The 22,880-nt window shown below is 71.4% G+C and carries 14 protein-coding genes; 11 read left to right on the forward strand and 3 right to left on the reverse strand.

Annotation, left to right across the window (positions count from 1 at the left end; translation table 11 throughout):
- Positions 1-273: 273 nt before the first annotated feature.
- The 3 genes from LO772_RS35430 to LO772_RS35440 all read left to right on the forward strand — a co-directional run bounded on the left by LO772_RS35430 (position 274) and on the right by LO772_RS35440 (position 3,545).
- A complete protein-coding gene (locus LO772_RS35430; protein ID WP_231776145.1) occupies positions 274-1,308 on the forward strand; it encodes a TIGR04222 domain-containing membrane protein in 1,035 nt (344 codons plus the stop codon).
- Between the two features lie 192 nt (positions 1,309-1,500).
- The gene (locus LO772_RS35435) at positions 1,501-2,076 is read left to right on the forward strand and encodes a TerD family protein (protein WP_231776146.1); all 576 of its coding nucleotides are present in this window, start codon (positions 1,501-1,503) and stop codon (positions 2,074-2,076) included.
- Positions 2,077-2,276: 200 nt separating this feature from the next.
- Complete coding sequence (locus tag LO772_RS35440) at positions 2,277-3,545, forward strand: sensor histidine kinase (RefSeq protein WP_231776147.1); 1,269 nt, start codon at positions 2,277-2,279, stop codon at positions 3,543-3,545.
- Between the two features lie 57 nt (positions 3,546-3,602).
- On the opposite strand, the gene LO772_RS35445 is transcribed toward LO772_RS35440, so the two are convergent.
- A complete protein-coding gene (locus LO772_RS35445; protein WP_231776148.1) occupies positions 3,603-3,917 on the reverse strand; it encodes a helix-turn-helix domain-containing protein in 315 nt (104 codons plus the stop codon).
- Positions 3,918-4,048: 131 nt separating this feature from the next.
- A complete protein-coding gene (locus LO772_RS35450) occupies positions 4,049-12,277 on the reverse strand; it encodes a SpvB/TcaC N-terminal domain-containing protein (RefSeq protein ID WP_231776149.1) in 8,229 nt (2,742 codons plus the stop codon).
- 236 nt (positions 12,278-12,513) lie between these two features.
- On the opposite strand from LO772_RS35450, the gene LO772_RS35455 reads away from it, so the two are divergent.
- The 8 genes from LO772_RS35455 to LO772_RS35490 all read left to right on the forward strand — a co-directional run bounded on the left by LO772_RS35455 (position 12,514) and on the right by LO772_RS35490 (position 21,777).
- Entirely contained in the window at positions 12,514-12,744 is a 231-nt protein-coding gene (locus tag LO772_RS35455) for a hypothetical protein (protein WP_231776150.1), read from the forward strand.
- Positions 12,745-12,967: 223 nt separating this feature from the next.
- Positions 12,968-14,320, forward strand: coding sequence for a hypothetical protein (locus tag LO772_RS35460; protein WP_231776151.1), 1,353 nt, complete (start codon positions 12,968-12,970; stop codon positions 14,318-14,320).
- The gene (locus LO772_RS35465; RefSeq protein ID WP_231776152.1) at positions 14,317-15,732 is read left to right on the forward strand and encodes an acyl-CoA reductase; all 1,416 of its coding nucleotides are present in this window, start codon (positions 14,317-14,319) and stop codon (positions 15,730-15,732) included. Before LO772_RS35460 ends, LO772_RS35465 begins: the two co-directional genes overlap by 4 nt.
- Before the next feature lie 205 nt (positions 15,733-15,937).
- Complete coding sequence (locus LO772_RS35470) at positions 15,938-17,386, forward strand: aldehyde dehydrogenase (RefSeq protein WP_231776153.1); 1,449 nt, start codon at positions 15,938-15,940, stop codon at positions 17,384-17,386.
- A gap of 697 nt (positions 17,387-18,083) precedes the next feature.
- A complete protein-coding gene (locus tag LO772_RS35475; RefSeq protein ID WP_231776154.1) occupies positions 18,084-19,010 on the forward strand; it encodes an alpha/beta fold hydrolase in 927 nt (308 codons plus the stop codon).
- Positions 19,011-19,049: 39 nt separating this feature from the next.
- A complete protein-coding gene (locus LO772_RS35480) occupies positions 19,050-19,601 on the forward strand; it encodes a serine hydrolase domain-containing protein (RefSeq protein ID WP_231776155.1) in 552 nt (183 codons plus the stop codon).
- A 13-nt stretch (positions 19,602-19,614) separates the two neighbouring features.
- Positions 19,615-21,000, forward strand: a complete 1,386-nt coding sequence (locus LO772_RS35485; RefSeq protein ID WP_231776156.1) for a chloride channel protein — start codon at positions 19,615-19,617, stop codon at positions 20,998-21,000.
- A gap of 138 nt (positions 21,001-21,138) precedes the next feature.
- The gene (locus LO772_RS35490) at positions 21,139-21,777 is read left to right on the forward strand and encodes a GPP34 family phosphoprotein (RefSeq protein WP_231776157.1); all 639 of its coding nucleotides are present in this window, start codon (positions 21,139-21,141) and stop codon (positions 21,775-21,777) included.
- Between the two features lie 375 nt (positions 21,778-22,152).
- Here LO772_RS35490 and LO772_RS35495 read toward each other — a convergent pair whose 3' ends face one another.
- A complete protein-coding gene (locus LO772_RS35495; protein WP_231776158.1) occupies positions 22,153-22,809 on the reverse strand; it encodes a maleylpyruvate isomerase N-terminal domain-containing protein in 657 nt (218 codons plus the stop codon).
- Positions 22,810-22,880: the final 71 nt, after the last annotated feature.

Genomic DNA, 22,880 nt, shown 5'->3' on the forward strand with positions numbered 1-22,880 from the left:
CCGCCCCGAGGCGACTGCGGCAGCCAGTCCGCCCGGCGGCGAACCGAACCCCACTCCGCATACACGGAATACACGGACCCGAAGCGAACTTCTGCCCCGTCACGAGTTTGGGACCGGGCCGGCAGCGGGATGACAAGGCCCGCGTCCTGCCGCCGCCCGGCCGATATCGAACCGGGACTTTCCCGCAAGGAACTGGCACGGTGGCGGGATCGTGTTATACGGCGGGGGCGATCGCCTCCGCGGTCGGTTTGTGGGCAGTAGGGGGTCCTAGCGGTGATCGGCTTGGTCGTCAACGTGCTGTTGTTCGTCGCCGTCTGTGCCTTCGCGGTACGCGTCGACAAGTTGGGGAGAGCCCGAAGCGCTCCCCTGCCGCCCCCGGGGACGCTCGGGCTGATGGAGCTGGCGTACCTGGCCGGCGGGCCCGGCCGCGCCGCGGACGTGGCGCTGCTCGCCGCGCGGGGCCGGGGAGCGGTGGGGATCGACGGGAACGGCAGGGTCACCATGCTGCGCCAGGACGGCGGCGACGCGGTCGCGGCCGACACCGCGGACGCGGTACGGATCGGCGGGGCCGCCGCCGACGTGGCGTCGGTGCGGGCCGTGCTGGCCGCGAAGCCGTCCGTCCGGGCGCCGCGCGACCGGCTCTTCGCGCTCGGGTTCCTCAACCCGGCCGCGCGCAATCCGCTGCTGCGCCCGGTGCGCGTCGCGCTGACCGTGGTCCCGATCATCGCGATCGCCGGCCTGTTCCTGGAGTCGTACGCCGGTTCGCCGAGCGACGACACGGCGCTCTGGGTGACCAACCTGGTCGTGGTGCTGCTCGGGACCGCCGCGTGTATCGGCGCCGCCATGCTGCTGTTCAGCAGTTACAACAAGCTGCGCGGCCCGCTGACGGAGAACGCCGTGCGCCACCTGTGGTCGCAGGTGCGCGACGAGCAGGGGCTCGCCGCGCTCGCGGCGGCGGTTCCCGGTGGCGCGGGCCTGGGCACGGTGGCGCTCGCGGGCCCGGCGAGCGTTCCCGACCCCGGCATCAGCGGAGCCTTCGGCCGCGCGGCGCAGGCCACGTCCGCGAGCATCGTCAGCGACGGGTGGACCGAGCACCAGTGGACCGCCAACGCGAACGCGCAAGGGGTGCTCGGCGGCCCGTCGTACCTCGACCTGCACCGGCAGGCGTCGGCGCCGGCCCCGCACAGCGGATTCGGCGTCCCGCAGCACAACCCGTATGTCGACGGTTCACCGGTGTGGCAGAACGCGCCGGGTGTGCCCGGGGACGCCCCCGGCGGCCACGACGGGGGCGGCGGGGACCCGGTCTGACACCGGTCCGGCGTCGGCCGGATACCGGCCCGACGCGGCACCGTGGGGACGGTTCACCCGGTGAGCAATGTCTCGGTTAAATCCGCGCACACCCCGCACCACATGATCTACAACCCGGTAGATTTCCGGGACGGGCGGCGCCCTACCCGGGCGCGCCCGACGCTCTGACACCTGTCGAAAGGAACGCACGCTGTGGGAGTCACCCTCGCCAAGGGCGGCAATGTTTCCCTGTCCAAGGCCGCTCCCGGCCTGTCGTCCGTCGCCGTCGGCCTGGGGTGGGACGTACGTGTGACCTCGGGTGCGGACTTCGACCTGGACGCGAGCGCGCTGCTGCTCGGCGACACCGGCCGGGTGCTGTCGGACGCGCACTTCGTCTTCTACAACAACCTGACCAGCCCGGACGGCTCGGTGCAGCACACCGGTGACAACCTCACCGGCGAGGGCGAGGGGGACGACGAGGTCGTCAACGTCGAACTCGGCTCGGTGCCGCCCGAGGTCGCCAAGATCGTCTTCCCGGTCTCCATCCACGACGCCGACGTGCGCGGCCAGTCCTTCGGACAGGTCCGCAACGCCTACATCCGCGTCGTGAACCGCGTCGACAACGCCGAGCTGGCCCGCTACGACCTGTCGGAGGACGCGTCGACCGAGACCGCGATGGTCTTCGGCGAGCTGTACCGGCACGGCGGCGAGTGGAAGTTCCGCGCCGTCGGCCAGGGCTACGCGTCCGGCCTCGCGGGCATCGCGCGCGACTTCGGCGTCAACGTCTGACCGGCGGCGACCGGCTGATCGCGTCTGATCGATCAAGGTCTGATCGTGTCGACGCCTGACCGCGTCCACGACCAACCCGGACGACGCCCGATCGCGGCGTGGGGGCGGGATTCCGCCCCGCCCCCACGCGTCGCACCCGGCCCGCCGTCGAGCGGTTCCGCATACGCGGGCGATATGCCGCGTTGCTTACGCTGGCACGCATGCGTGTGCCCCACGAGGTCGCCCCCCGGCAGCGGATTTCCGACGACGGACGTCCGCGCGCCCGGCCCGCCAACGCCCCCGCGGCACCGGGGAAAAGGCGCTCGGGGCTCAGTGCCCGGTGGAAACTCACGCTCAGTTACTCCGGATTCCTCTTCGCCGCCGGCTTCCTCATGCTGGCCGTGGTGTGGGTGTTCGTGCTCCGCTGGCTGCCGTCCCACAACGACCCCGAGGACTACAAGGACGCCGCCGGCGTCGTGATCATCACCGGGCCCGACCGCCCCAAGCTCATGAGCGGATTCGCCCCCGCCGCGGCCACCGCGCTGGGATTCCTCCTCGTCTTCGGCCTGGTGGGCGGATGGTTCCTCGCCGGCCGCATGCTCGCGCCCCTCACCCGGATCTCGGACGCGACACGCAGGGCCGCGAAAGGTGGCTTGTCGCACCGGATCCGTATGAAGGGCCGTCAGGACGAGTTCCGCGAACTCGCCGACGCCTTCGACACGATGCTCGAACAACTCGAATCGCACGTCGCCGAACAACGGCGATTCGCCGCGAACGCGTCCCACGAACTGCGCACCCCGCTCGCGATCACGAAGACGCTCCTCGACGTCGCCCGCCACGACCCCGCACAGGACCGCGACGAACTCCTCCAACGCCTCCACGCCGCCAACACCCGCGCCATCGACCTCATCGAGGCCCTGCTGCTGCTCAGCCGCAGCGACCGCGTCGGATTCGCCCCCGAGCCCGTCGACCTGTCGCTCATCACCGAGGAAGCCGCCGAAACCCTGCTGCCCCTCGCCGAACAGCGCGGCATCACCCTCGACGTCACCGGCGAACCGAACATGACGGCCGGCTCGGCGGCACTCATCCCGCGCATGGTGACGAACCTCGTCCAGAACGCGATCGTCCACAACCTCCCGACCGGCGGCACGGTGACGGTCCACACGGAGCCCGGCCCCGACTCGGCCGTCCTCCGCGTCGAGAACACCGGCCCCACCCTCACCCCCGAGTCGCTCCCCACCCTCACCGAACCCTTCCAGCGCGGAACGGAACGCGTACGAACAGACGAACACGCCGGAGTCGGCCTCGGCCTCGCCATCGTCCACAGCATCGTCCGCGCCCACAACGGAACCCTGCAACTCACCCCACGCCCCTCCGGCGGCCTGACGGTCACCGTGCGACTGCCCGGAGCGGCGCAGGTGGCGCGTGTCGACCGCGCACACGGGAGCGTCGGCCGAGACCCCCTCCGCGCTCAGCCGCACTCCTCCTGAACGCCCGACCCTGCGGCCCACGAGAACGCGACCCCCGCCTGCCGAGCGCCCACCGGCTCAGGCAGCCTCACCATGCGGTGTGAGGCTGATGGTCAGTTCCGCGTCCAAGGCACGCGCCAGTCGTCGCAACAGCGGAATGGTGGGCACGGTGCCGCCGCCCTCGATCCGCGAGATCTGCGGCTGCCTCATACCGCAGCGCTCGGCCAGTTCGACCTGAGAAAGCCCCAGCGCCGTGCGGCGGTCGTACACAAGTTGGCCGAGGTCGAAGGCCAACTCGGCCTCCTCGTACAGCCGGTCGTACTCAGGGTTCTCCTCGACCGCCTCGCCGAGAAGCTTGCGGTGGCGGCGGGTCTTCCACTCCGCGTGGTTCATCGCAGGTCTCCCCCCGGCACACTTCTGGCTCGACCTCGATTGTGGACCATCCGCATGTCCGATAGATGACATGTGGCGTCGGCGTTATGGGCAGGTGACCGGAGAGCGGTAGGTCGCGACTTCCGGCCGCGTTACTTGTGTCTCATGCCGTCGACCTTCAGGAACGACTCGCGGGATCGCTCGATTTCGTTCAGCAGGAGTTGCGGGGTGATCTCGTCGGGGCTGTAGCCCCGCTTGTCGTGGAGGTCGATGCCCAGTCGTACGGCCGCTTGATCGGCGGGGTCCGTCTTGTTGTCGCCTGTCAGCAAGTCCGCGACGTCGGCGCCGGTTTCCAGCATCCAGCCGGGGATCCCGGCCAATCTGCCGACATAGCCGTAGTGGATGTTCGACCAGAGGTCGTACCGGACTTTGTCGTCGGTGCCGGGGATGGGTGTCCACTCGTACTCGTCGGTCATTTCGAGGATCTTGGCCTTGTGGTCCCATTTGCCGCCCGGTTTGACGAGGTTGGCCCACATGGTGAGGGCGATGGTCTTGTCGACCTTGCTCTTGTTGGGAATCAATCGGTCCAGCAAGGAGGCGTCCATGAGGCCTTTGATCTTTTGGACATCCTTGCTGTTGCCGTTCTGGCGCATCTCCTTCGCCATGTAGTTCGCGATGTCCGCCGTCGTCCGATCCGTCGGCAGACGGCCGTCCGGGTCGGTGAACCGGACCGGGTTGTTGTGGGAGTAGGTGTAGGTGCCGAGGTTGCGGGGTTCGGTGATGCCGCCGGCGATGTTCTGGTCGAGGTAGTCGGGGAGGGCCGGGTCGGGGGAGGCCCAGAGTTGGGTTCTGGGGTTGTAGTAGCGGGCGCCGTAGTAGTAGAGGCCGGTTTCGGGGTCGAGTTCCTTGCCGGAGAACTGGTATGGGGTGTTCGTTTGGCCGGTGCGTTCCTCGACCCAGGTCTCGCCGTACGGGAAGTACTCCAGGTGCTCGGTCACGGTGCCGTGGGCGTCGGTGACGTAGCCGGACGAGCCCAGGTGGTCGGCGTGGAAGAACGACTCGGTGTCCTCGCGGCCGGTCGCGGCGACGGTTTTGGTCGCGAGGCGGGTGTCGCCGACGAATATGTGCTTGTAGCCGGTGCCGTCGCGCTCGCTGTAGGTGCTGTTCGGGTACAGCGTCAGGCCGTCGCCGCGCTTCGCGACCCGGTCGCCCTTGTCGTCGTAGGTGTAGTCGGCGGACGCGTTCGCGCAGCCGCTCGGGTCCTGGGCGACGGTCGTGGCCGCGGTGTCCTGGTTGCAGACGAGGCGGTTCTCCTCGTCCCACACGAACTGCCGCCGCTTGTTGTTCGCGGCCGTGTTGACGGTGTCGGTGAGGTTGCCGTTGGCGTCGTAGGCCTGCGTGATCGGGCCGACAGCGTCGGCTGCGTGCGGTTTGCCGGAGGCGTAGGTGTACGCGTAGTCGTAGCTGGTCTTGTCCTGGACGTCGGCCGGGTTCGCCGGGTCGTCGACCGGTTCGATCGGCCCGGGTGACCCGGTGTCGACCGGGAACGCCGGGGCGCCGCCGGTGACTTCGTGGGTCTGCGCCTTCGCGGTGGTGTTGTGGATGGAGTCGTAGCCCAGCGTGAGCGTGTACTTGTTGGTCTGGTTGTTCTTGTCGGTGTACCGGCCGGACGCCGACGTCAGGCGGTATTGGTCGTCGTAGCCGAAGGTCTGCGTGCTCGGCCCGCCGATGTCCCCGCCCTGCGGCACGGTGTTCGTCAGCCCGGTGACGTTGCCGATGTCGTCGTACGCGTAGCCGAGTTCCTGGAACGCGGTCCCGCTCGCCCCCGCCGAGCGGAGCGTCGCGAGCCTGCGGTCCTCGGCGTCGTACGTGTACGTCGTCCGCACGCCGTTGCCGGTCTGCTGCAGGACCTTCTGGCCGAACTTGTCGTAGTCGATCCGGTCCACGTACGTGTAGTCGTCGCCGTTCTTGACGCCCGTCGCCCGGGTGACCAGGCCGCCCGAGTCGTAGTCGTACGTCAGGATCTCGCCGTCGGGATACGTCAGTTGCAGCACGCGGTTGAACGCGTCGTACCGCCACGTGGTCGTGTACGTGTGCACGACGCCGTTGACCGCGGGGTACGTGCGGGTCTCGCGGGTCACCTCGCCGAGCGGGCCGTAGCCGCGCGTCACGGTGCCCGCCGCGTCGTGGACCTCGGTGACGCGCGACGCCGCGTTGTCCGGCGCGCCCGGCGCGCCGTACGCGTAGGTGACGTTGTTGCCCGGGAACGTCGGGTAGCGGACGGCCTTCAGCCGCGAGTAGTCGTAGTCGTACTCGACGGCCGCGTTCGCCGCCCGCAGGTTCGCGGTGGTCTTCGCGGTGATGTTGCCGGCCAGGTCGTAGCGCGTTTCGGTGCGCCCGGCGTCGGGGCTGTCGAACACGGTGCGGCGTCCGAGCCCGTCGTACTCGGCGCGCGTGACGTTGCCCTGGTCGTCGGTGATCGCGGTGATCTGCCGCATCGGGTCGTACGCGTAGTCGGTCCAGATCTCCGCGGCGCCGTTGTGCTCGCGGACCGCGACGGTGGTGTCGCGGACGTCGGTGTAGGTGTGGCGCTGCCTGCCCTCACCGTCGGTCTCGGTCTTCGCGAAGCGGGTGACGCCCGCGTGGTCCGGGCCGAAGCTGTACGCGGTACTCGTGGTGACGCCGTCCGGCTGCACGGTCTGTGTCGACCGGTCGAGTACGTCGAACGTCTCGCGGGTCGGCGGCACGGTGTCGAAGGACGCGTTGAACGTGGTGTTCGCGGGCCCCTTGGCCTCGGTCACCGGGTAGTACTTCTCGACCACGCGCCCCACGGCGTCGAACCTCAGCCGCCCCGAGACCGTCATGACCTGCTCCGGCGCGGCCCCCGGCGACACGGCGACGGCCGCGTCCTTCTTCGTCTGGAGTACGCGCCCCAGGCCGTCGGCGAACGTGACCGTGTCGATGGTGTCGGCGCGCACGTCCGTCGCGGTGCGGTCCAGGTGGCTGGTCGTCGCGTACGGGACCGGTGCCTCGGGGTGGTACGCGAAGTCGATCGTGGCCCGGCCGCCGCCGAGCTCGTACGGCCCGGTCACGGTGTCCAGGCGCCCGACGCTGTCGTACGACATCAGCACGGACTGGTTGTTCTGGTCGGTGTTGCGCTCCGGCACGCCGTACTTGAGGTTGTACGCCGACGTCGACGTGTAGCCGAAGCTGTCCGCGATCGACTCGATGTACACGCCGACCGCGGTGTCGTAGGCGTATTCGAGTGCGTAGCGCTGCCCGGTCGCGTTCGGCGGGCCGGTCACCGACTTCAGGTTGCCGTCCGGGTGGTACTCCAGATCCGACACCGCGGGTGTCGCCGCGTCGAGGTATGCGCGGACCTGCCGCAGCTCGCCGGTCGCGCAGTCGACGTTCGCCTCGCTGTGCCGCAGCACCGCGCCGGTCGACGCGGCTTTCTGCCACTGCGCGTTCGCGATCCCGACGATGCCCGCGGCGCGGCACGCGGGGTCGGCCGCGGTGTAGCCGTACGTGTTCTCCAGATCGTCCGCGGCGCCCTCGTCCGCGGCGTCGAACGCCCGGACGACGTTGCCGAATTCGTCGTACGCGAACTCGGTGTGCGTGGACTCGCCGGCCGTTGCCGTGCCTTCGAGGAACTTCTCGTCCACGCGCGTCAGTTGCGGGAACACCGTGGCCGTCCGGCTCGCCGGGTCCGCGTCCGCGCCGGTCGACGTGTCGTACAGGCGATAGGTGTTGACCGTCTCGCGGAACGGCCGTCCCGCCCCGTCGGCGGTCAGGGCGCGGGTGAGCAGGCCCCGGGCGTAGTACGAGTCGGTGCGGTACTCGTTCGTCACCGCCCGGTACACCGCGTCGCCCGCGGAGGTGTCGCGCTCCTCGGTCACGACTCGGGCGAAGCCCAGGAATTCGCGCTCCAGCCGGTCGTACCGGCCCTGTTCGTAGCGGAACGTCGTCAGGCGGGTGTCGACGCCGTCGCCGGCGACCCCGTCGGAGACGGTGGTCCGCGACAGCACCCAGCGGCTGTCCGGCATCGCGGTGGTGTTGCCCGCCCGGGCGTAGTCCAGGTCGATCCGGGCGCCCATCGGCCGCGAGACCGTGCGCAGCAGGTTGGTGCGGCCGGTCTTGTTCACCGCGACCTGCAAATCGTTGTCGCGGGTGGTCTTGACGTGGTCGACGAGGCCGTCGCCGTCGACGTCGCGCAGCGCGACCTCGGCGCGGCCGATGCCGGTGGACACGTCGACGCCGGGGTTGAACACGACGCAGCCGAAGGGGAAGCAGAACCCGAAGGTGAAGTAGGCGCCGCCGCCGAGGCTCGCGTTCTGGTCGCGGGCGATGTCGGTGAACGAGCCGCGGAACGGCGTCGGGGCGGTGAACCCGCTGCCGGTGTTGATCGCGACCTTGACGGGGTTGGCGCCGTCGGTGAAGACGCGGTCGGTAAGGCCGTCGCCGTTGACGTCGGCGAGGGTGGCGTTGGTCAGCGAGGTGCCCGTCGTGGCCGAAAAGCCGCCCGCGAAGCCGTAGTTGTCGAGGTTGAAGCCCAGGTTCACCCCGGCGTTGCGGGTCGACGCGTCGTTGACGGGGCCGCCGCCCCACGGCTCGCGGGCGGCGAAGCGGTAGCCGAGGTTGAGTGCCGCGTCGCCGTTGGCGTACACCTTGTCGGGCAGGCTGTCGCCGTTGATGTCGATCAGGTCGAATCTGGTGTCGGACTCGCCGCCTCCGAGGTTGCCGCCGATACCGAGCGCGGGCATCTCGGTGCCGGTCCGCGCGGTGGTGGCGGAGGCGTCGCCGGAGGGGGCGTCGGTGCCGCTCGCGGTGGCGACGGTCCGGGCGGGGCTGCCCGCGCTGACCGACACGCCGCCGGAGACGGAGTCGGACTCGCGGACGTTGCCGCCGAGGGCGCCCCGGGTGGTGCCGAGGCCGCCGTCCATGTCGGAGTACTGGATCTCCTGTGCGCCGACGACGTCGGGGAAGCGGTCGCCGTTGAGGTCGAGGAAGTCGACCGAGCCCGCGGTGGTGCCCAGCGCGCCGGTGCCGCCGAACGGGCCGACCGTCAGCGTCGTGGAGACCTGCGCGGTATAGCCGCGCCGGATCGGGCCGGTCGACCCGGCGAGGTCGGCGTCGGTGACGATGTCGACGGTGTCCAGGCCGAGCCGCGAACTCGCCGCCGCGTCCGCGCCGACCCAGGTGCTGTCGTCGGAGGCGACCCAGCGGCCCTGGGCCGGTTGTGGGGCGAACACCGCGATGCGCGGGGTGGGCACGCGCGGGTCCGCGGTGAACGCGGCGAGGTCGGCGTCGACGGGCGCGTCGGGCAGCGCGGACGTGTAACTCTGGTCGAGCACAAGCTCGTTCTGCGCGATGGGCGCGGTGGCCCGGTCGCGGTTGCCCTGGTACCCGATCACGCCCCAGCCGCGGTACGGCTGCGCGAACGCGCCCTGTTCGGCGGGGGCGTGCAGCGCGCTGGGCACCTGGGTGAAGGTCGAGCCGCCGTTGGTGCTGACGCGCACGGTCTGCGACGTGAGCAGGCCGGGGATCTTCGTGTTCGTCGTGCTCAGGTCGAAGAACAGGTCGTCGCCCTGCGTGACCGGCACGTTCAGCCGGGTCAGCGACGCGGGCAGGCCGGCGCCGAGCACGATGTCGATCGACCGCTTGCCGACGAGCGTCCCGTCGCGCTTCTTGACGGTGAGGAAGATCTTGGCGTTCTCGGTGTTGGCCAGCATCTGGATGTCCGGCTCGACCACGAGCGTGCCGGTCTGCGTCGCCGTGTACGAACTCTGCGGCGCGGTCAGGGTGTTGACCGGGTACAGGTTCATCTCGTACGGCGGGTTCACCACGATCGTCGGGTTGCCCGCGGCGTCGACGACCGAGTCGACGCCGGTCGCCTGCGTGTAGTGCGCCCTCGGCGTCCACCGCAGCGCGTTCGCGTCGATGGGGGAGTCCACCAGCAGTTTCCACGAGAGCCGTTCGCGTGCGGCGACCGCGACGTTCAGGTTGATCGGCGTGGTGCCGGTGGACGCGGCGGGCAGGACCTTGCGGATCAGCTCGTTGGTGACCGCGTTGCCGAAGATGTCGGTCGTCTCGTGGGTGATCAGCACCGTCACGCTGTCCGAGGTGGCCTTGGTCTTGACCACGTCGCCGGTGATCCGCAACGTCCCGGTCAGCGGCGCCGTCACCTGGGAGGACCGCCCGGCGAGGGTGAAGTCGTTCCGCGCGTCGAACTCCGTGGTGCTCAGCCCGTTGACGTCGGTGGCCGGGGGCATCCCGACGTACGTGACCGTCGGATCCCACGCGACCGTGTCGTATTGGCCGTCCAGGATGGACTGGACGCGGAAGTAGACCGCCTCTCCCTTGTGCACCCGCACGGCGTCGACGCCGGTCGGCGCGAACTCGAAGTGGTCGTCCGGGCCGATCCGTTGCGCCCACAGCTCGCTGTCGCCGTGCTGGATGGTGACGCGGACGCCGTCGGCCTTGTCGTACTCCGCGCGCTGCGGGGACGTGTCCTGGACGAGGTGGACGCGGCCGTCGATGCGCACCGTCCCGTCGTACGGCGCCACCCAGCGCCGGACGCTGTCCATCAGCGGCGAGTTGTCCACGGCCCGCTCGAACGCGGCGGTCTGGTCCCCGACGATCGTGCCCGTCGTCTCCCCGGTGCCGACCGGCACGGGCGTGTCGCCGCTGTTCGCGGTGTAGACGGGGTTGCCGTTCGCGTCGAGGTGCCCGTAGAGCACGCCGCCGTTGTTCACCAGGTCGGCGATGCCGTCGGCGTTCACGTCCGTGAAGTAGCGGTCCGAGGTGGTCGTCGTCGACACGAAGTCGAGCTGGCCGTTGACCCCGGCGTACGCCTCGATCCCGACGGTGCCGGACAGCGTCGTCTCGCGGGAGATGCCGGGCAGCCCGGTCAGCGGGATCGCGGTGTCGCCGAACTTCGGCTGCCCGCCCGGCCCGGAGAGGTTCGGCCGGTAGAACACCTCGCCGTTCTTGCGGAAGACCTTGTCGGGCAGGTTGTCGCCGTTCACGTCCTGCAGTGCGAGCAGGCCGTCCGAAACCCCGGCGTTGCCGCCGACCTTGACGCCCACCGACCCGCTCTTGACCGGCGCCGCCGGGTTGTAGCCGACGTACAGGTGCCCGCCCGCGCCCACGGTCGTGGTGGCCGACAGCGCGCCGGCCTCGCCGCCGGGGACGTTCACGCCGAGGTCGTCGTCCGGGACCGTCCAGCCCTCGGCGGCGGTGAACGCGGTGTAGTCGCCCGACGCGTCGCGGACGTCGTCGTAGTAGTCGAAGGCGTGGGTGTTGAACAGAGCGCCGTCCTCGCCGAACTGCGACACCGACGCCAGCAGGGTCTTCGCGAACGCGCCCTTGCGGTAGTCGAGTTCGTACGCGCGGATCAGCTGGTCGTCGAGCCTGACCTCGATCCGGCGCAGCAGGTCGGCGGTCACCCTCTTGAAGCCGAGCCGGGCGTCGATCTGCACGTCGGAGCGGCGCTGCTCGGTGCGTTCGCGGTCCCGCACGAACGTCACCGAGTAGCGGCCCTCGGTGTCGCCGCGGCCGGTGTACGTGATGCGCTTCGGGTAGAGGTTGGTGCCCGGCACGGTCGCGTTCGCGGTGCCGCCGTCGTCCACCCGGGCGTAGTGGTAGCGCATGAGGTTGTCGTGGGTGTCGCGGACCTCGCGCAGCGCCCACACACCGGTGTTGCCGGCGGCGTCGGCCAGCGTCGTGTCCGGTGCGCCGCCGAACACCATGCGGACGCCCCGCTTGTCGGTGACCTCCCACCAGTAGTCGCCGGGGGAGTCGCCGTGCCGCACGATCCGGTCGAACCCGCTCTCGACGCGGCTGTGGAAGACCTTCTCGGCCGTCCTCGGCCGGAGTTCGCCCCGATTCGCGACCGGCGTCAGTTGCTCGCCGTTGAGCAGGTAGGTCTCGGTCTCCAGCGCGGCGTCGTAGCGCGGCACGCCCCAGCGGGTGTCGACCGTGACCGTCGGGACGGTGAGGTCCCATCCGGTGCCCAGCCAGCCGTCGCCGCCCGAGGAGTTGTAGGCGACCGACAGCTTCGGCTCCAGCCCGGCCCGCCCCTTCGGCACCTCCAGCGGGTACGTCAGCCGTGCGTCACCGCTGCCGGTCGCCGACGGGGCCTCGATCAGGTGGACGCCGGCCCCCGGGTCGGCGGCCTTGATGTCCTTGATCTCGTTCGGGTCGAACGACGTGCCCTCGGGGTGCTCGGGCGTCGTCACCGCGGGGCCGCCCCCGGCGGCCGGCTGCCCGCCCGGGAGTGCCTGCCCCGGCGGGACGATCCCCAGGGCCAGCAGCACCACGGTCAGGACGACGAACAGCCATTTGTGCCGGACGCGACGCGCCGACGCCAGGACAATCATGTCCCGTTCCCCCCGATATGAGACGTGCTTGCGCAGGCCTGACGGAACTCCCGAACGGACGACGGCGTCGAGCACACCGGCGACCTCTCGGACGCACGCGGACAGCATGGACTGTCACGGGCGAACCGGGAAGATCTTCCTGGGAAAGTTTTCGATCAAATGCGGTCGGCTGCGCGATGCGCGCGGCCGACGCGGGCGGTCACGCGCCCTGCCGCCGCCACCGTTCGGGCGGCCCCGTGCCGGTGTGGTCCGGTATCGGCTGGCTGGTCGTCGTCCTGCTCGGCACGTCCGTCGGCCCGGACGCCGGCGCGGCCTTCGACCACGTCTGGTACCTGCTGGCCGCCGCGTCCCTGGCCTCGGCCGGTGCCTTTCTCTTCCTCGCCACCGGGGCCGGGACGCGTGGTGTGCCGTCGCCGTCCGCCACACCGGGCGCGTCCGCCGCCCCCGAGCCCGCCGGGCACGCCTGAATCCGCGCGCGTCGACGCCGGGGAGCCGAGCCGCGGGTTCGCGCCGCCGGGTCCCCGGCCGCGCCGGCCGTCCGCGTTTCCGCGTCACGCGCGGTGTCCGGGGCGAACCGGCCGGTTTGTGCGTCTCCCGCGGATCTCCCTCTTGCGCGAACCTGTTCTCGCGGTTAACTATACCAGTCAGTCTTGTTTTTGATCCTGGCCCCAGACTCGGGAGGAGTACCCGGTGAGTTCTGCCGTGGAGAAGTTGACGCGGTTGGTGGACGCGAAAGACCGCTTCGACCATGCGCATGCCGAGTTGCGTGAGGTGCAGGCGGCGGCACTGAACGAGCGGTTCCAGGAGCGCAGGGACCGCATCAAGCTCCTGGCCCGCCGTGCGGAGGACGCCGGCGTCACGGAGATCCGCGACCGGGCGGACGCGGTGTCGCTGCTGTTCCCGCACACCGCGTACAAGAGCTACCCGGAGAGCTTCCTCATCGAGGAGCGGTGGGACCGGCTGGGCAAGTGGCTCGGCACGGTGTCGCCGTACCCGATCAGCCCGTTCGAGACCTCGGACATCGGCGGCATCGACGAGTGGATCGACCGGCTCCAGGCCCACGGCCATTACGTCTCGTGTTCCAGCGGCACCACGGGCAAGTCGGCGATGCTGCTCGCGTCCGAGAAGGACATGGACTGGTCGCGCAAGGACACCGTGAACGTCTTCGCGTGGGGCTCGGGCGTACAACCCGCGCAGGACCGGCGGATCATGGGGCTCGGGGCGACCGCGTCGGTGCCCAAGAACCTGGTCATCGCCGAGGCGCAGCGGGCGGCGTTCGCGGATCCGTCGAAGGACGCGTTCCGCATGCCGGTGCCGCCGATCACGGTGGGCTCGCTGACGCGCATGGTGGTGCTGCGCAAGAAGATCGCCGACGGCACCGCGCAGCCGGACGAGCTGGCCGACTTCGAGCGCACGTCGCAGGAGCGCCAGGAGACGATGGACAAGGCGGTCATCGCCGCGGCCGAGGCCGTCGTGGAATTCCGCGGGGACAAGCTCTACCTCGCGGGGATGTGGAACTCGCTCTACCAGGTCGCGAGGATCGTCCGCGACATGGGCTACTCGGCCAAGGACTTCCACCCCGACAACTGCATCTACGTCGGCGGCGGCCTCAAACGCGCGCAACTCCCGGACGACTACCAGGAGTTCGTGCACCAGACGTTCAACATCCCGGGCAACCGCGACTTCCAGAACTACTCCATGCAGGAGCTGAACTCCGGCATGCCGAAGTGCCAGAAGGGCAACCGCTACCACGTGCCGCCGTGGATCGTGCCCTTCGCGCTGGACGAGACCGGCGACACCCTGCTGCCCCACGAGTCGGGCGAACTCGAGGGCCGTGCGGGGTTCTTCGACCTCTCCCTGGACGGGCGCTGGGGCGGGATCATCACCGGCGACAAGATCAGCCTCGACCTCGACCCGTGCGCCTGCGGCAACAAGGGCCCGTCGATCCGCAACAACATCGTCCGGTACGCCGACATCCAGGCCGGCGACGACAAGATCGGCTGCGCCGGCACGGTCGACGCCTACGTGAGGGGACTTTCGTGACCGCCACCCACACCGAGCCCGCGGCGGACACCGTCGTGTCGGCGCCGTTCTTCCTGTACGGCGACCTGGTCGACGGCGACGACGAGAAGCACCGCTCGCGTGACCTGGGCGTCACGTTCGCGACGCCGCGCATGGCCATGGACCGCGTGGTGCGCCCGCGCGGCGAGGTCCCGCCGCTGCTGAACGTCCCGCTCGCGGAGATCATCGACTTCCTCGTCGAGACCGGCGAGCGGATCCGCGACCCGAGGAATCCGTTCATACGGGACTGCATCGACCGCATGTCCTCGACGCACGTCCTGCCGCGCTCGGTCCTGGAGTCGCAGGTCGTCGGGGCCGCGCACTACCTCGACAAGCGCCTGCTGGAGACGGTGGTCGAGCAGAACTTCCCGGACCCGAGGGCGCTCGACGCGTGGGTGCCGAAGAGCGATTTCACCGGGCGCAAGAGTTTCGTGCGCGCGTTCGCGCCCCGGCTGATCCACGTGCTGCCCGGCAACTCCCCGGGGGTCGCGGTCAAATCCATCGCGCAGGGGGCGATGGTCAAGGCCGTCAACCTGTTCAAGATGTCGTCGAGCGACCCGTTCACCACCGTCGCGATCCTGCGGACGATGGCCGACATCGACCCGGACCACGCGATCGTGAAGTCGATGGCGGCGGTGTACTGGCGCGGCGGCGACGACGCGGTGGAGCGCGTGCTGTACCGGCCGCAGTACTTCGACAAGATCGTGGCGTGGGGCGGCGGCGACGCGATCAACAACGTCATCAAGTACCTGGGCCCGGGCTTCCAGTTGGTGTCGTTCGATCCGAAGACGTCGATCTCGATGGTCGGCCGCGAGGCCTTCGCGAGTGAGGAATCCCTCGACGAGGCCGCCGAGTTGGCCGCGTCCGACGTCATGGTCCTCAACCAGGAGGCCTGCGTCGCCAGCCGGTTCGTCTACGTCGAGGCGAACGAGGCCGACGCGGACCGGTTCTCCGAGAAGCTCCAGACCCGGATCGCGGCCAAGGCGGCGGCCTCCGGCGACGTCCGGCCGCTCGACCACGAACTGCGCGAGCAGATCGACACGCTGATGATGCTCGACGACGAATTCGGCGTCTGGGGACGGACGGACGGCAAGGGCGTGGTCATCCGCTCCGACGCCCCGGTCGACTTCCACCCGATCAACAAGACCGCCAACGTCGTCCGGGTCGACCGGCTCGAAGACGCGATGAAGTACGTCAACGTCGCGACGCAGACCGTCGGCTTCTACCCGTTCGACCGCATGCCCGACTACCGCGACCACCTGGCCAGCGGCGGCGCCCAGCGCATCGTCCGCCTCGGCGAGGCCGGCCCGAGCACCATCGGCAACCCGCACGACGCGATGTACCCGCTGCACCGTTTCGTGCACTGGATGGCGCACGAGGACGGCACCGCGTAGTCCCGGCACACGCAGGCCCCTCGGGCACGGACACGGCGCGGGTCGCCGGGTCCGTGCCCGCTCGGCGTCCGGTGCGCTCGGCGATGCGCGTCCGGGGAATCCGCGGTCGGCGACGCCTTATGTTACTCGACTGATCAACCTAGGCTGGGCCCCGGCACCGCCCCTCCCGCAGGGCTTCCCGCGCGCTACCGACGACAGGAGCGGCATGCAGGAGCACAGGCACTTCCCCATCGGCGGCGCACACGTGCCGCCGAGCACCGGCCGACACCTCGAGGTCGTCTCCCCGCACACCGAGGAGACCATCGCCCGCGTCGCCGCCGCCGACACCGCCGACATCGACCGGGCCGTCGCCGCCGCGCGCACGGCGTTCGACGACGGCCCGTGGCCGCGCCTCACCGCCGCCGAACGCGTTGCCGCCGTCCGCCGATTGGCCGAGGTCTACGGCGAACACCGCGACGCGCTCGCGGAGTTGATCACCGCTGAACTCGGCGCGCCGATCTCCTTCGCCCGGCGGGCGCAGGTGGCCCTGCCGTGGTCGATGATGAACGCGATGGCGGACCTCGCGGCCGACCACCTCTGGCAGGAGAACCGGCCGGGACGGTACGGCCCGGACATCATCGTGCGCCGAGAACCCGTCGGCGTCGTCGCGGCCGTGATCCCCTGGAACATGCCGCAGTTCCTCACCGTCACCAAGGTGGTCCCGGCCCTGCTCGCCGGATGCGCGGTCGTCCTCAAACCGGCCCCCGAGTCGCCGCTGGACGCGCTGTTCTTCGCCGATCTGGTCGACAAGGCGGGCCTGCCCCCGGGTGTCGTCAACGTCGTCCCCGCCGACCGGGACGCCGGCGCGTACCTCGTCGCCCACCCCGGCATCGACAAGGTCTCCTTCACCGGCTCCTCGGCCGCCGGCCGCCAGGTCGCCGCAGCCGCGGCGGCCAACCTCACCCCGGTCAGCCTCGAACTCGGCGGCAAATCCGCCGCGATCGCCCTCGACGACGCCGACCCGGCCGAAGTCGCCACAGCCGTCCGATTCTCCGGCCTGGGCATGGCCGGGCAGATCTGCAACGCGCTCACCCGCGTCGTCGTCCCCGCGGATCGCGCCGACGACCACGCCGACGCGCTCGCCGCCACCCTGGCCGCGATCCGGGTCGGCGACCCGACCGACCCGGAGACCGGGATGGGCCCGCTCGTCGCCCGGCGCCAACAAGAGCGCGTGCGCCGGTACATCGACACCGGTATCGCCGAGGGCGCCCGACTCGTCACCGGCGGCACCGAGTTGCCCGACGGCGTCGAGCGCGGATGGTACGTGCGCCCCACGGTCTTCACCGACGTCGACCCCGCCATGACGATCGCCCGCGAGGAGATCTTCGGCCCCGTCATCGCGGTCATCCCCGCCGCGGACGAGGACGAGGCCGTCCGCATCGCCAACGACTCCGAATACGGGCTCGCGGGCTCGGTGTTCACCACCGACACCGATCGCGGCCTCGACATCGCCGCCCGCGTGCGCACCGGAACCTTCGGCGTCAACCAGGGCTACTCGATGGACCCCGCGGCACCCTTCGGCGGCGTCAAGGCCAGCGGCTACGGCCGCGAACTCGGCCCCGAGGGCATCGACGGCTACGCCACCACCAAATCGATCTCCGTCGCCGCCCCATGACCCCCGCCCCGTACGGCGGTCGGCCCCACGCCCGCGCGAAGGGCCGACCGCCGTCCGGGAGTTGCGCCATGCGTCCGGCGCCGGGCCATCCCGGGGCCGAACACGGCGACCGCTACTGCGGCTTGCGGTGGGAGCCGCTGCCGGGACCACCGGCCTCGTCGCGCCGACCGTCCTGCCGCTGCGGGGAATCCTGCGAGGGTGACTCCCGACGGCTGTCTTGGTTTTCGTTGTCAGGTTTGCGGTGTTTTCCCACGCCCCCGGCCTCCCCGTGTGCCCGTTCAACTACCGTACGTACGTTATTTATCACCATCTGTGAACGTCAAGCGCCGCGCTGTGCAATGAGGGTTATCCATCACCGCCCCGAAGGACGGGCGCGAGGGCGCCGGGAGGGGAGGCGGTGATCGCCACACCGAGAACCCGGCTCCCGCGATTCCCTGGACACGGTGGACGCGGCCTGTCGGGCAACCGATCCTCCTTCTCGCCCGCGGCCCTCCCCGGAGAACTCCCGGACTCCGTCTGGGGAATGGCCACCCCGGACACGAACGGGCAAGCCGATCCGGCGCGTCGGGCGCCCCTTCGCGGCGCACGCCCCGAGCAGGCCCGTCCCTTCCCGGGCCGTTTCCTTGACACCCGCCGGGAGCGTCACCAGCATGCTGACCACCGTTTGCCACCCCTCCAGCGAAGTGAGAGTCGGCCCATGACCGCAGCGCAGCCACTGGCCGTCGAGTTCGACGTCGGCGAGGCGATAGGCGAGCCCGCGACGATCGCCGGGTCCTACTTCCCGCACACGGGTCCCGGGGCGGCCAAGGCGGTGTTGGTGTGTCTGCCCGGCGGCACGTACGACCGCGGCTACTTCGACCTTGAGGTGCCGGGCCACCCCGGTTACAGCTTCGCCCGCCACGCCGCGGCCGGCGGTTACGGCGTGCTCGCCCTGGACCACCTGGGCACGGGAGCCGGCAGCCGCCCGAACCGGGCGATCGACCTCACCGACCTCGCGGCGGCCGCCGCGTCCGCCGTCGCCGCCGTACCCGGCAAACTCGGACAGGACGGGCCCTTCGTGGCCGTCTCGCACTCCTTGGGCGGGTACGTGGCCCTGCTCCAGCAGGCCGCCCACCGCAGCTACGGCGGTCTCGCCATCCTCGGCACCACGAACCAGTACGTCGCCCAGCGCCCGCCGTCGCCCGAGACGGCCGCGCTGGCGGAGACCGCGGAGGGCAGGGCCGCCCTCGTGGACCGCATCGTGGCCGCGCTGCCCGACCGGTCCGGTCTGCCCGACCGGAGCCGGATGCGCTCGTGGTTCCACCGCGACGACGTACCCGAAGCCGTCGTCGCCGCCGACGACGCCACCACGCTCACCGTCGTGCCCCGCCGCGCCGGAGCCCAGGCCTCGGTCCCCGGCACCGCCCGCGACGCCGCGGCGGCCGTCGACGTCCCCGTCTTCCTCTGCTATGGCGACGTCGACGTCTCCCCGGACCCCCACCGCGAACCGGCCTTCTTCCCCAACAGCCGCGACGTGACCCTCTACCTCCTCCGCGACGCCGCCCACTGCCACAACATGGCCGGCACCCGCCACCTCCTGTGGCACCGCCTCCTGCACTGGTGCGACACCCTCACCCCCAACTGACACGCACCCGGAGCGCCGCGGCCACACACAGGCCTGGTCGTGCGAGGCACGTTTACCGCCGCGGTCGTGCCGCAACTCGTCGGCGAGGGGCGGATGTCCCTGGAGGACACCGTCGAGCGGTGGTTGCCGGGGGTCGTCCGGAGCGAGAACCACGACGGCAGCCGGATCACCGTACGGCAGTTGTTGCAGCACACCAGCCGCGTCCCCGAAGTCCTGCCGCTGATCCCCGCGCTGACCGGCGCGGACGGCAACCGCGCCGAGCGCTTCCGCGGCCACACCCCCGAAGAACTGCTGGAGGCGGCGATCCGGCGGGCTCCCGAGCTTTCCCCGGGCGTCCCGGGCACCGAGGTGTTGTACTCCAACACCAACTACATCCTCGCCGCGATGATCATCCGCGAGGTCACCGCCCGGGACCGGGCCCGCGAGGTCGACCACCCGGCGCGCGTGCGGCACGCGGCACCGGATCGGGCGCATTCGGCTTCGAACGGCTGTCACTCCGGCCACGCCGCTCCCGGAATGCCAACAAACCGCGTGATAACACATCACCAAGGACTGACGCGGGCCTCGCCGGGACCTGTCGGTGGAGCCTGACGCGGAGGTCGGTATGAGCACGTCGGCGGCATCCGACAACCCGCCCGCCGAGGCACCGTCGGATCCGTACGCGCCGGTGCGTACCCGCGGCTACCTGGGGCTCCTCGTCATCACCGCCGCCCTCGGCGTACCCGTGTCCGCGGCGGCGTTCGGCTTCCTGGCACTGGTGTCCAAGCTCCAGAAGCTGACCTACACCGACCTGCCGAAGGGGCTCGGCTTCGACGGCACGCCCAGCTGGTGGCCCGTGCCCCTGCTGGCCGTGTCGGGCCTGCTGGTCGGACTGGTGATCCGCGGCCTGCCGGGCGAGGGCGGGCACCGGCCCGCCCAAGGCCTGTCGGCCGGTGGCGCACCGACCGCGCGCGAACTGCCCGGGATCGCCCTCGCCGCCATCGCCGCGCTGAGCCTGGGCGCGGTCCTCGGCCCCGAGGCCCCGCTGATCGCGCTGGGCGGCGGGCTCGCCGTCTGCGCCGCCCGCCTGCTCAAGCCCGATCTCCCGCGGAACGCCGCGGCCATCGTGGGCGCCGCGGGCAGCTTCGCCGCCATCAGTACGCTGCTGGGCTCACCCCTCACCGGCGCGTTCCTGCTGATGGAGGTCTCGACGGTCGGGGGCGCGATGCTCGGCGTCGTCCTGGTGCCCGGGCTGCTGGCCGCGGGTATCGGCGCGCTGTTCTTCACCGGTTTGGGCGACTGGACGGGGCTCGGCACGTACTCCCTGGCCATCCACGGCGCCCCGCACGCCGACACCCCCGATGCGGCCGGCTTCGGCTGGGCCGTCGTCATCGGGCTCGCGGCGGCGCTCGTCGGCGCGGGCATCCGGTGGGCCGCGCTGCGCCTGGAGACGCGCGTCGCGGGCCGGCGGCTGCTCGGTACGGCCGCCGCGGGCGTCGCCGTCGGCCTGGCCGCGCTCATCTACGCCGAGGGGTCGGGCCACAACGCGTCCGAGATCCTCTACTCCGGTCAGGACGCGCTGGGCCCGCTGCTCACGAACCACGAGAAGTACACCGTCGGCGCGTTGTTGCTGCTGATCGTGTGCAAGGCCGCGGGCTACTGCCTGTCGCTGGCGGCATTCCGAGGCGGCCCGGTGTTCCCGTCGCTGTTCGTCGGCGCGACCGGCGGCCTCCTGCTGACGCACGCGCCCGGCCTGGACACCACCGCGGGGTTCGCGATGGGCATCGGCGCGATGGCGACGGCGATGCTGCGCCTCCCCATGACGTCCGTACTGCTGGCGACGCTGCTCCTCGGGGCCGACGGCCTCACCGTCATGCCCCTCGTCATCGTCGCGGTCGTCGTGTCGTACGTGGCCTCGCTGCGCCTGACACCGCGTCCCGAGGCGGCAGCGGCAGCGGCAGCGGCATCGCCACCGCCGCGTGAACCGTCCCGGCCGTCACCCGGACGGTGACCCGCCCGATCGCCGCCCTGCCACGGCCACGCGCGACGGTCACGGCGGGCGTCGTGTGCGGGCTCGCGAGCGGGGGGCTTGTCGGGAGAATTGTGGTGTGGGGGCCGGTGGTGTGGGTTGGGGGTTGCGGAGGCGTCTATGAGTACGGCACAGGATCTCTTCGCTCTCGCCTTGGACACGGCCGAGGCCGGTGACGTCGGAAGCGGCGGGCGTTTCATCGGGCAGGGGGAGGTGTCGCTCGCGTTGGCCGGGGCGGAGCTGGCCGACCTCGTCGCGGCGGGGGCCGCGGACCTGGACGGCGACCGGATCGTCCCCGGCCCGCCCGGGGCCGCCGGCGCGGGGATCGAGCGCGCCGCGGCGGATGCGGTGGTGCGGGAGCGGCCGTACGAGACCGTGGAGGACTGGCTGTGGCGCCGCGGCCGGGGGCTGTCCGCGGTGTACGCCGAGGCGTGGGAGGCGGAGGGCAAGAGCCCGGCACCGCACCGACGGGGGCCTCGGCGCAGGGCCGAGCCCGGCGGGACGCAGGGCGGCGCGGCCGACGGTGAGGCCGCGCGTCGCCGGGCGCGCGAGCGGTGGGAGGGCGACCCCGTCCTGCGGGAGCTGGCAGCCGCCGCCGGGATCCGCGGCCTGCCGGCCGGGGAGGTCGCGGAGCCCGGCGGCGACGCGCTCGCGACGATCGTCGCCGCGGTCGACGACGCGGTGGCGGAACTCGGCGCGGTACGCCACCGGCGCGGTGTGGAAGAGGCGGCCTTCGACAACATCTGGCGAGTGCCCTGACACCGTGGGCGCTCCTGGCGGTCGCGGATCGCACGACGGCGGCGTGGCCCGCCCAGCCGCGGGACGCGAGCGCGCCGCACGACGGCCCGGCCTCGGAGGCCGCACCCACATCTGCGAGGACACCCGCGCGGGCGATCGGCGCCGGCCCGGCCGCCCGCCCACAGCCAACCGCCGCGACGTTCGGCGTCGGAGCCTCCGTGTGAAAGCCTCCGAACGCGGCCGACTCCGGATCCCGGATGGCACACCGCCCGGCTCACCTCATGGCGCCGCTACGTGCCGCCCCTGTGGGTCGACGCCCGAAGTCCCCCACACACCCACCGGATCACCTCTCCGGTACCCAACCAGCCAGGCCCGCCCGCGCGTTCGCCCGCACCGTCAGCCGAGGACGAAGGGGAGCCTCGCGGCCAGGTCGCCCAACGCGGCGGCTTCCGCGGACGTCGGGGCCCTCCGCCCGGTGCCGACGAGCAGCGCGTCCTCGTCGGAGAACGACGCGGGGAAGGGGGCGTCGGCGATCTCCTCCAGCATCGCGCGCGACCGCGCGAGCCCCTCGGCGGGCGGCCCCGCGACGTGCGGGAGGTGGGCGACCAGGTCCAGATGGTGCAGCGTCCACTCCAGGACGTACGCGCCGAGGTAGTCGCCCGCGGTGAGCACGACGTCCCGCGTGCCCACCCGCATACCGCGATCGGCGAGTTCGGCCGCGCGCCCCGCGGCCGAGCCGACATCGTCGAGATGGAACCTCAGCAACCCCGGCTGCTCGTACGCGGCGGCCAGCCGGACGATCAGCGCGTCGAGCGGATCGTCACCGCTCGGCGCCGTCCGGGAGACCTCCCAGTAGGTCACGGCGTCGCGGGTCGGTGCGCCGTCGACGGGCGTCACCAGGGTGATCAGGACGTCCTGCGCGTCGATGACCAGGTGGCACACCAGGTCCCGCACGAGCCACCCCGCGCAGCCGGAGGGCCGCCCGAAATCCTCGTCCGGAAGCCCCGCGACCGTCGTACGCAGGGCCGTCCAGGAGTGCGCGAAGAGATCCACCCGGGCACGATAGCCGACGCGTGGGCCCCGCGCCGAACCGTCCGCCGGTGCCGCAGGAGCGGTCCCGGCGG

Source organism: Yinghuangia sp. ASG 101 (assembly GCF_021165735.1).
Taxonomy (GTDB): Bacteria; Actinomycetota; Actinomycetes; order Streptomycetales; family Streptomycetaceae; genus Yinghuangia.

Coding starts and splice junctions, on each gene's coding strand:
- LO772_RS35440 (WP_231776147.1), top strand. CDS start 2,277: ATGCGTGTGCCCCACGAGGTCGCCCCCCGGCAGCGGATTTCCGACGAC.
- LO772_RS35445 (WP_231776148.1), bottom strand. CDS start 3,917: ATGAACCACGCGGAGTGGAAGACCCGCCGCCACCGCAAGCTTCTCGGC.
- LO772_RS35450 (WP_231776149.1), bottom strand. CDS start 12,277: ATGATTGTCCTGGCGTCGGCGCGTCGCGTCCGGCACAAATGGCTGTTC.
- LO772_RS35470 (WP_231776153.1), top strand. CDS start 15,938: ATGCAGGAGCACAGGCACTTCCCCATCGGCGGCGCACACGTGCCGCCG.
- LO772_RS35475 (WP_231776154.1), top strand. CDS start 18,084: ATGACCGCAGCGCAGCCACTGGCCGTCGAGTTCGACGTCGGCGAGGCG.
- LO772_RS35485 (WP_231776156.1), top strand. CDS start 19,615: ATGAGCACGTCGGCGGCATCCGACAACCCGCCCGCCGAGGCACCGTCG.
- LO772_RS35490 (WP_231776157.1), top strand. CDS start 21,139: ATGAGTACGGCACAGGATCTCTTCGCTCTCGCCTTGGACACGGCCGAG.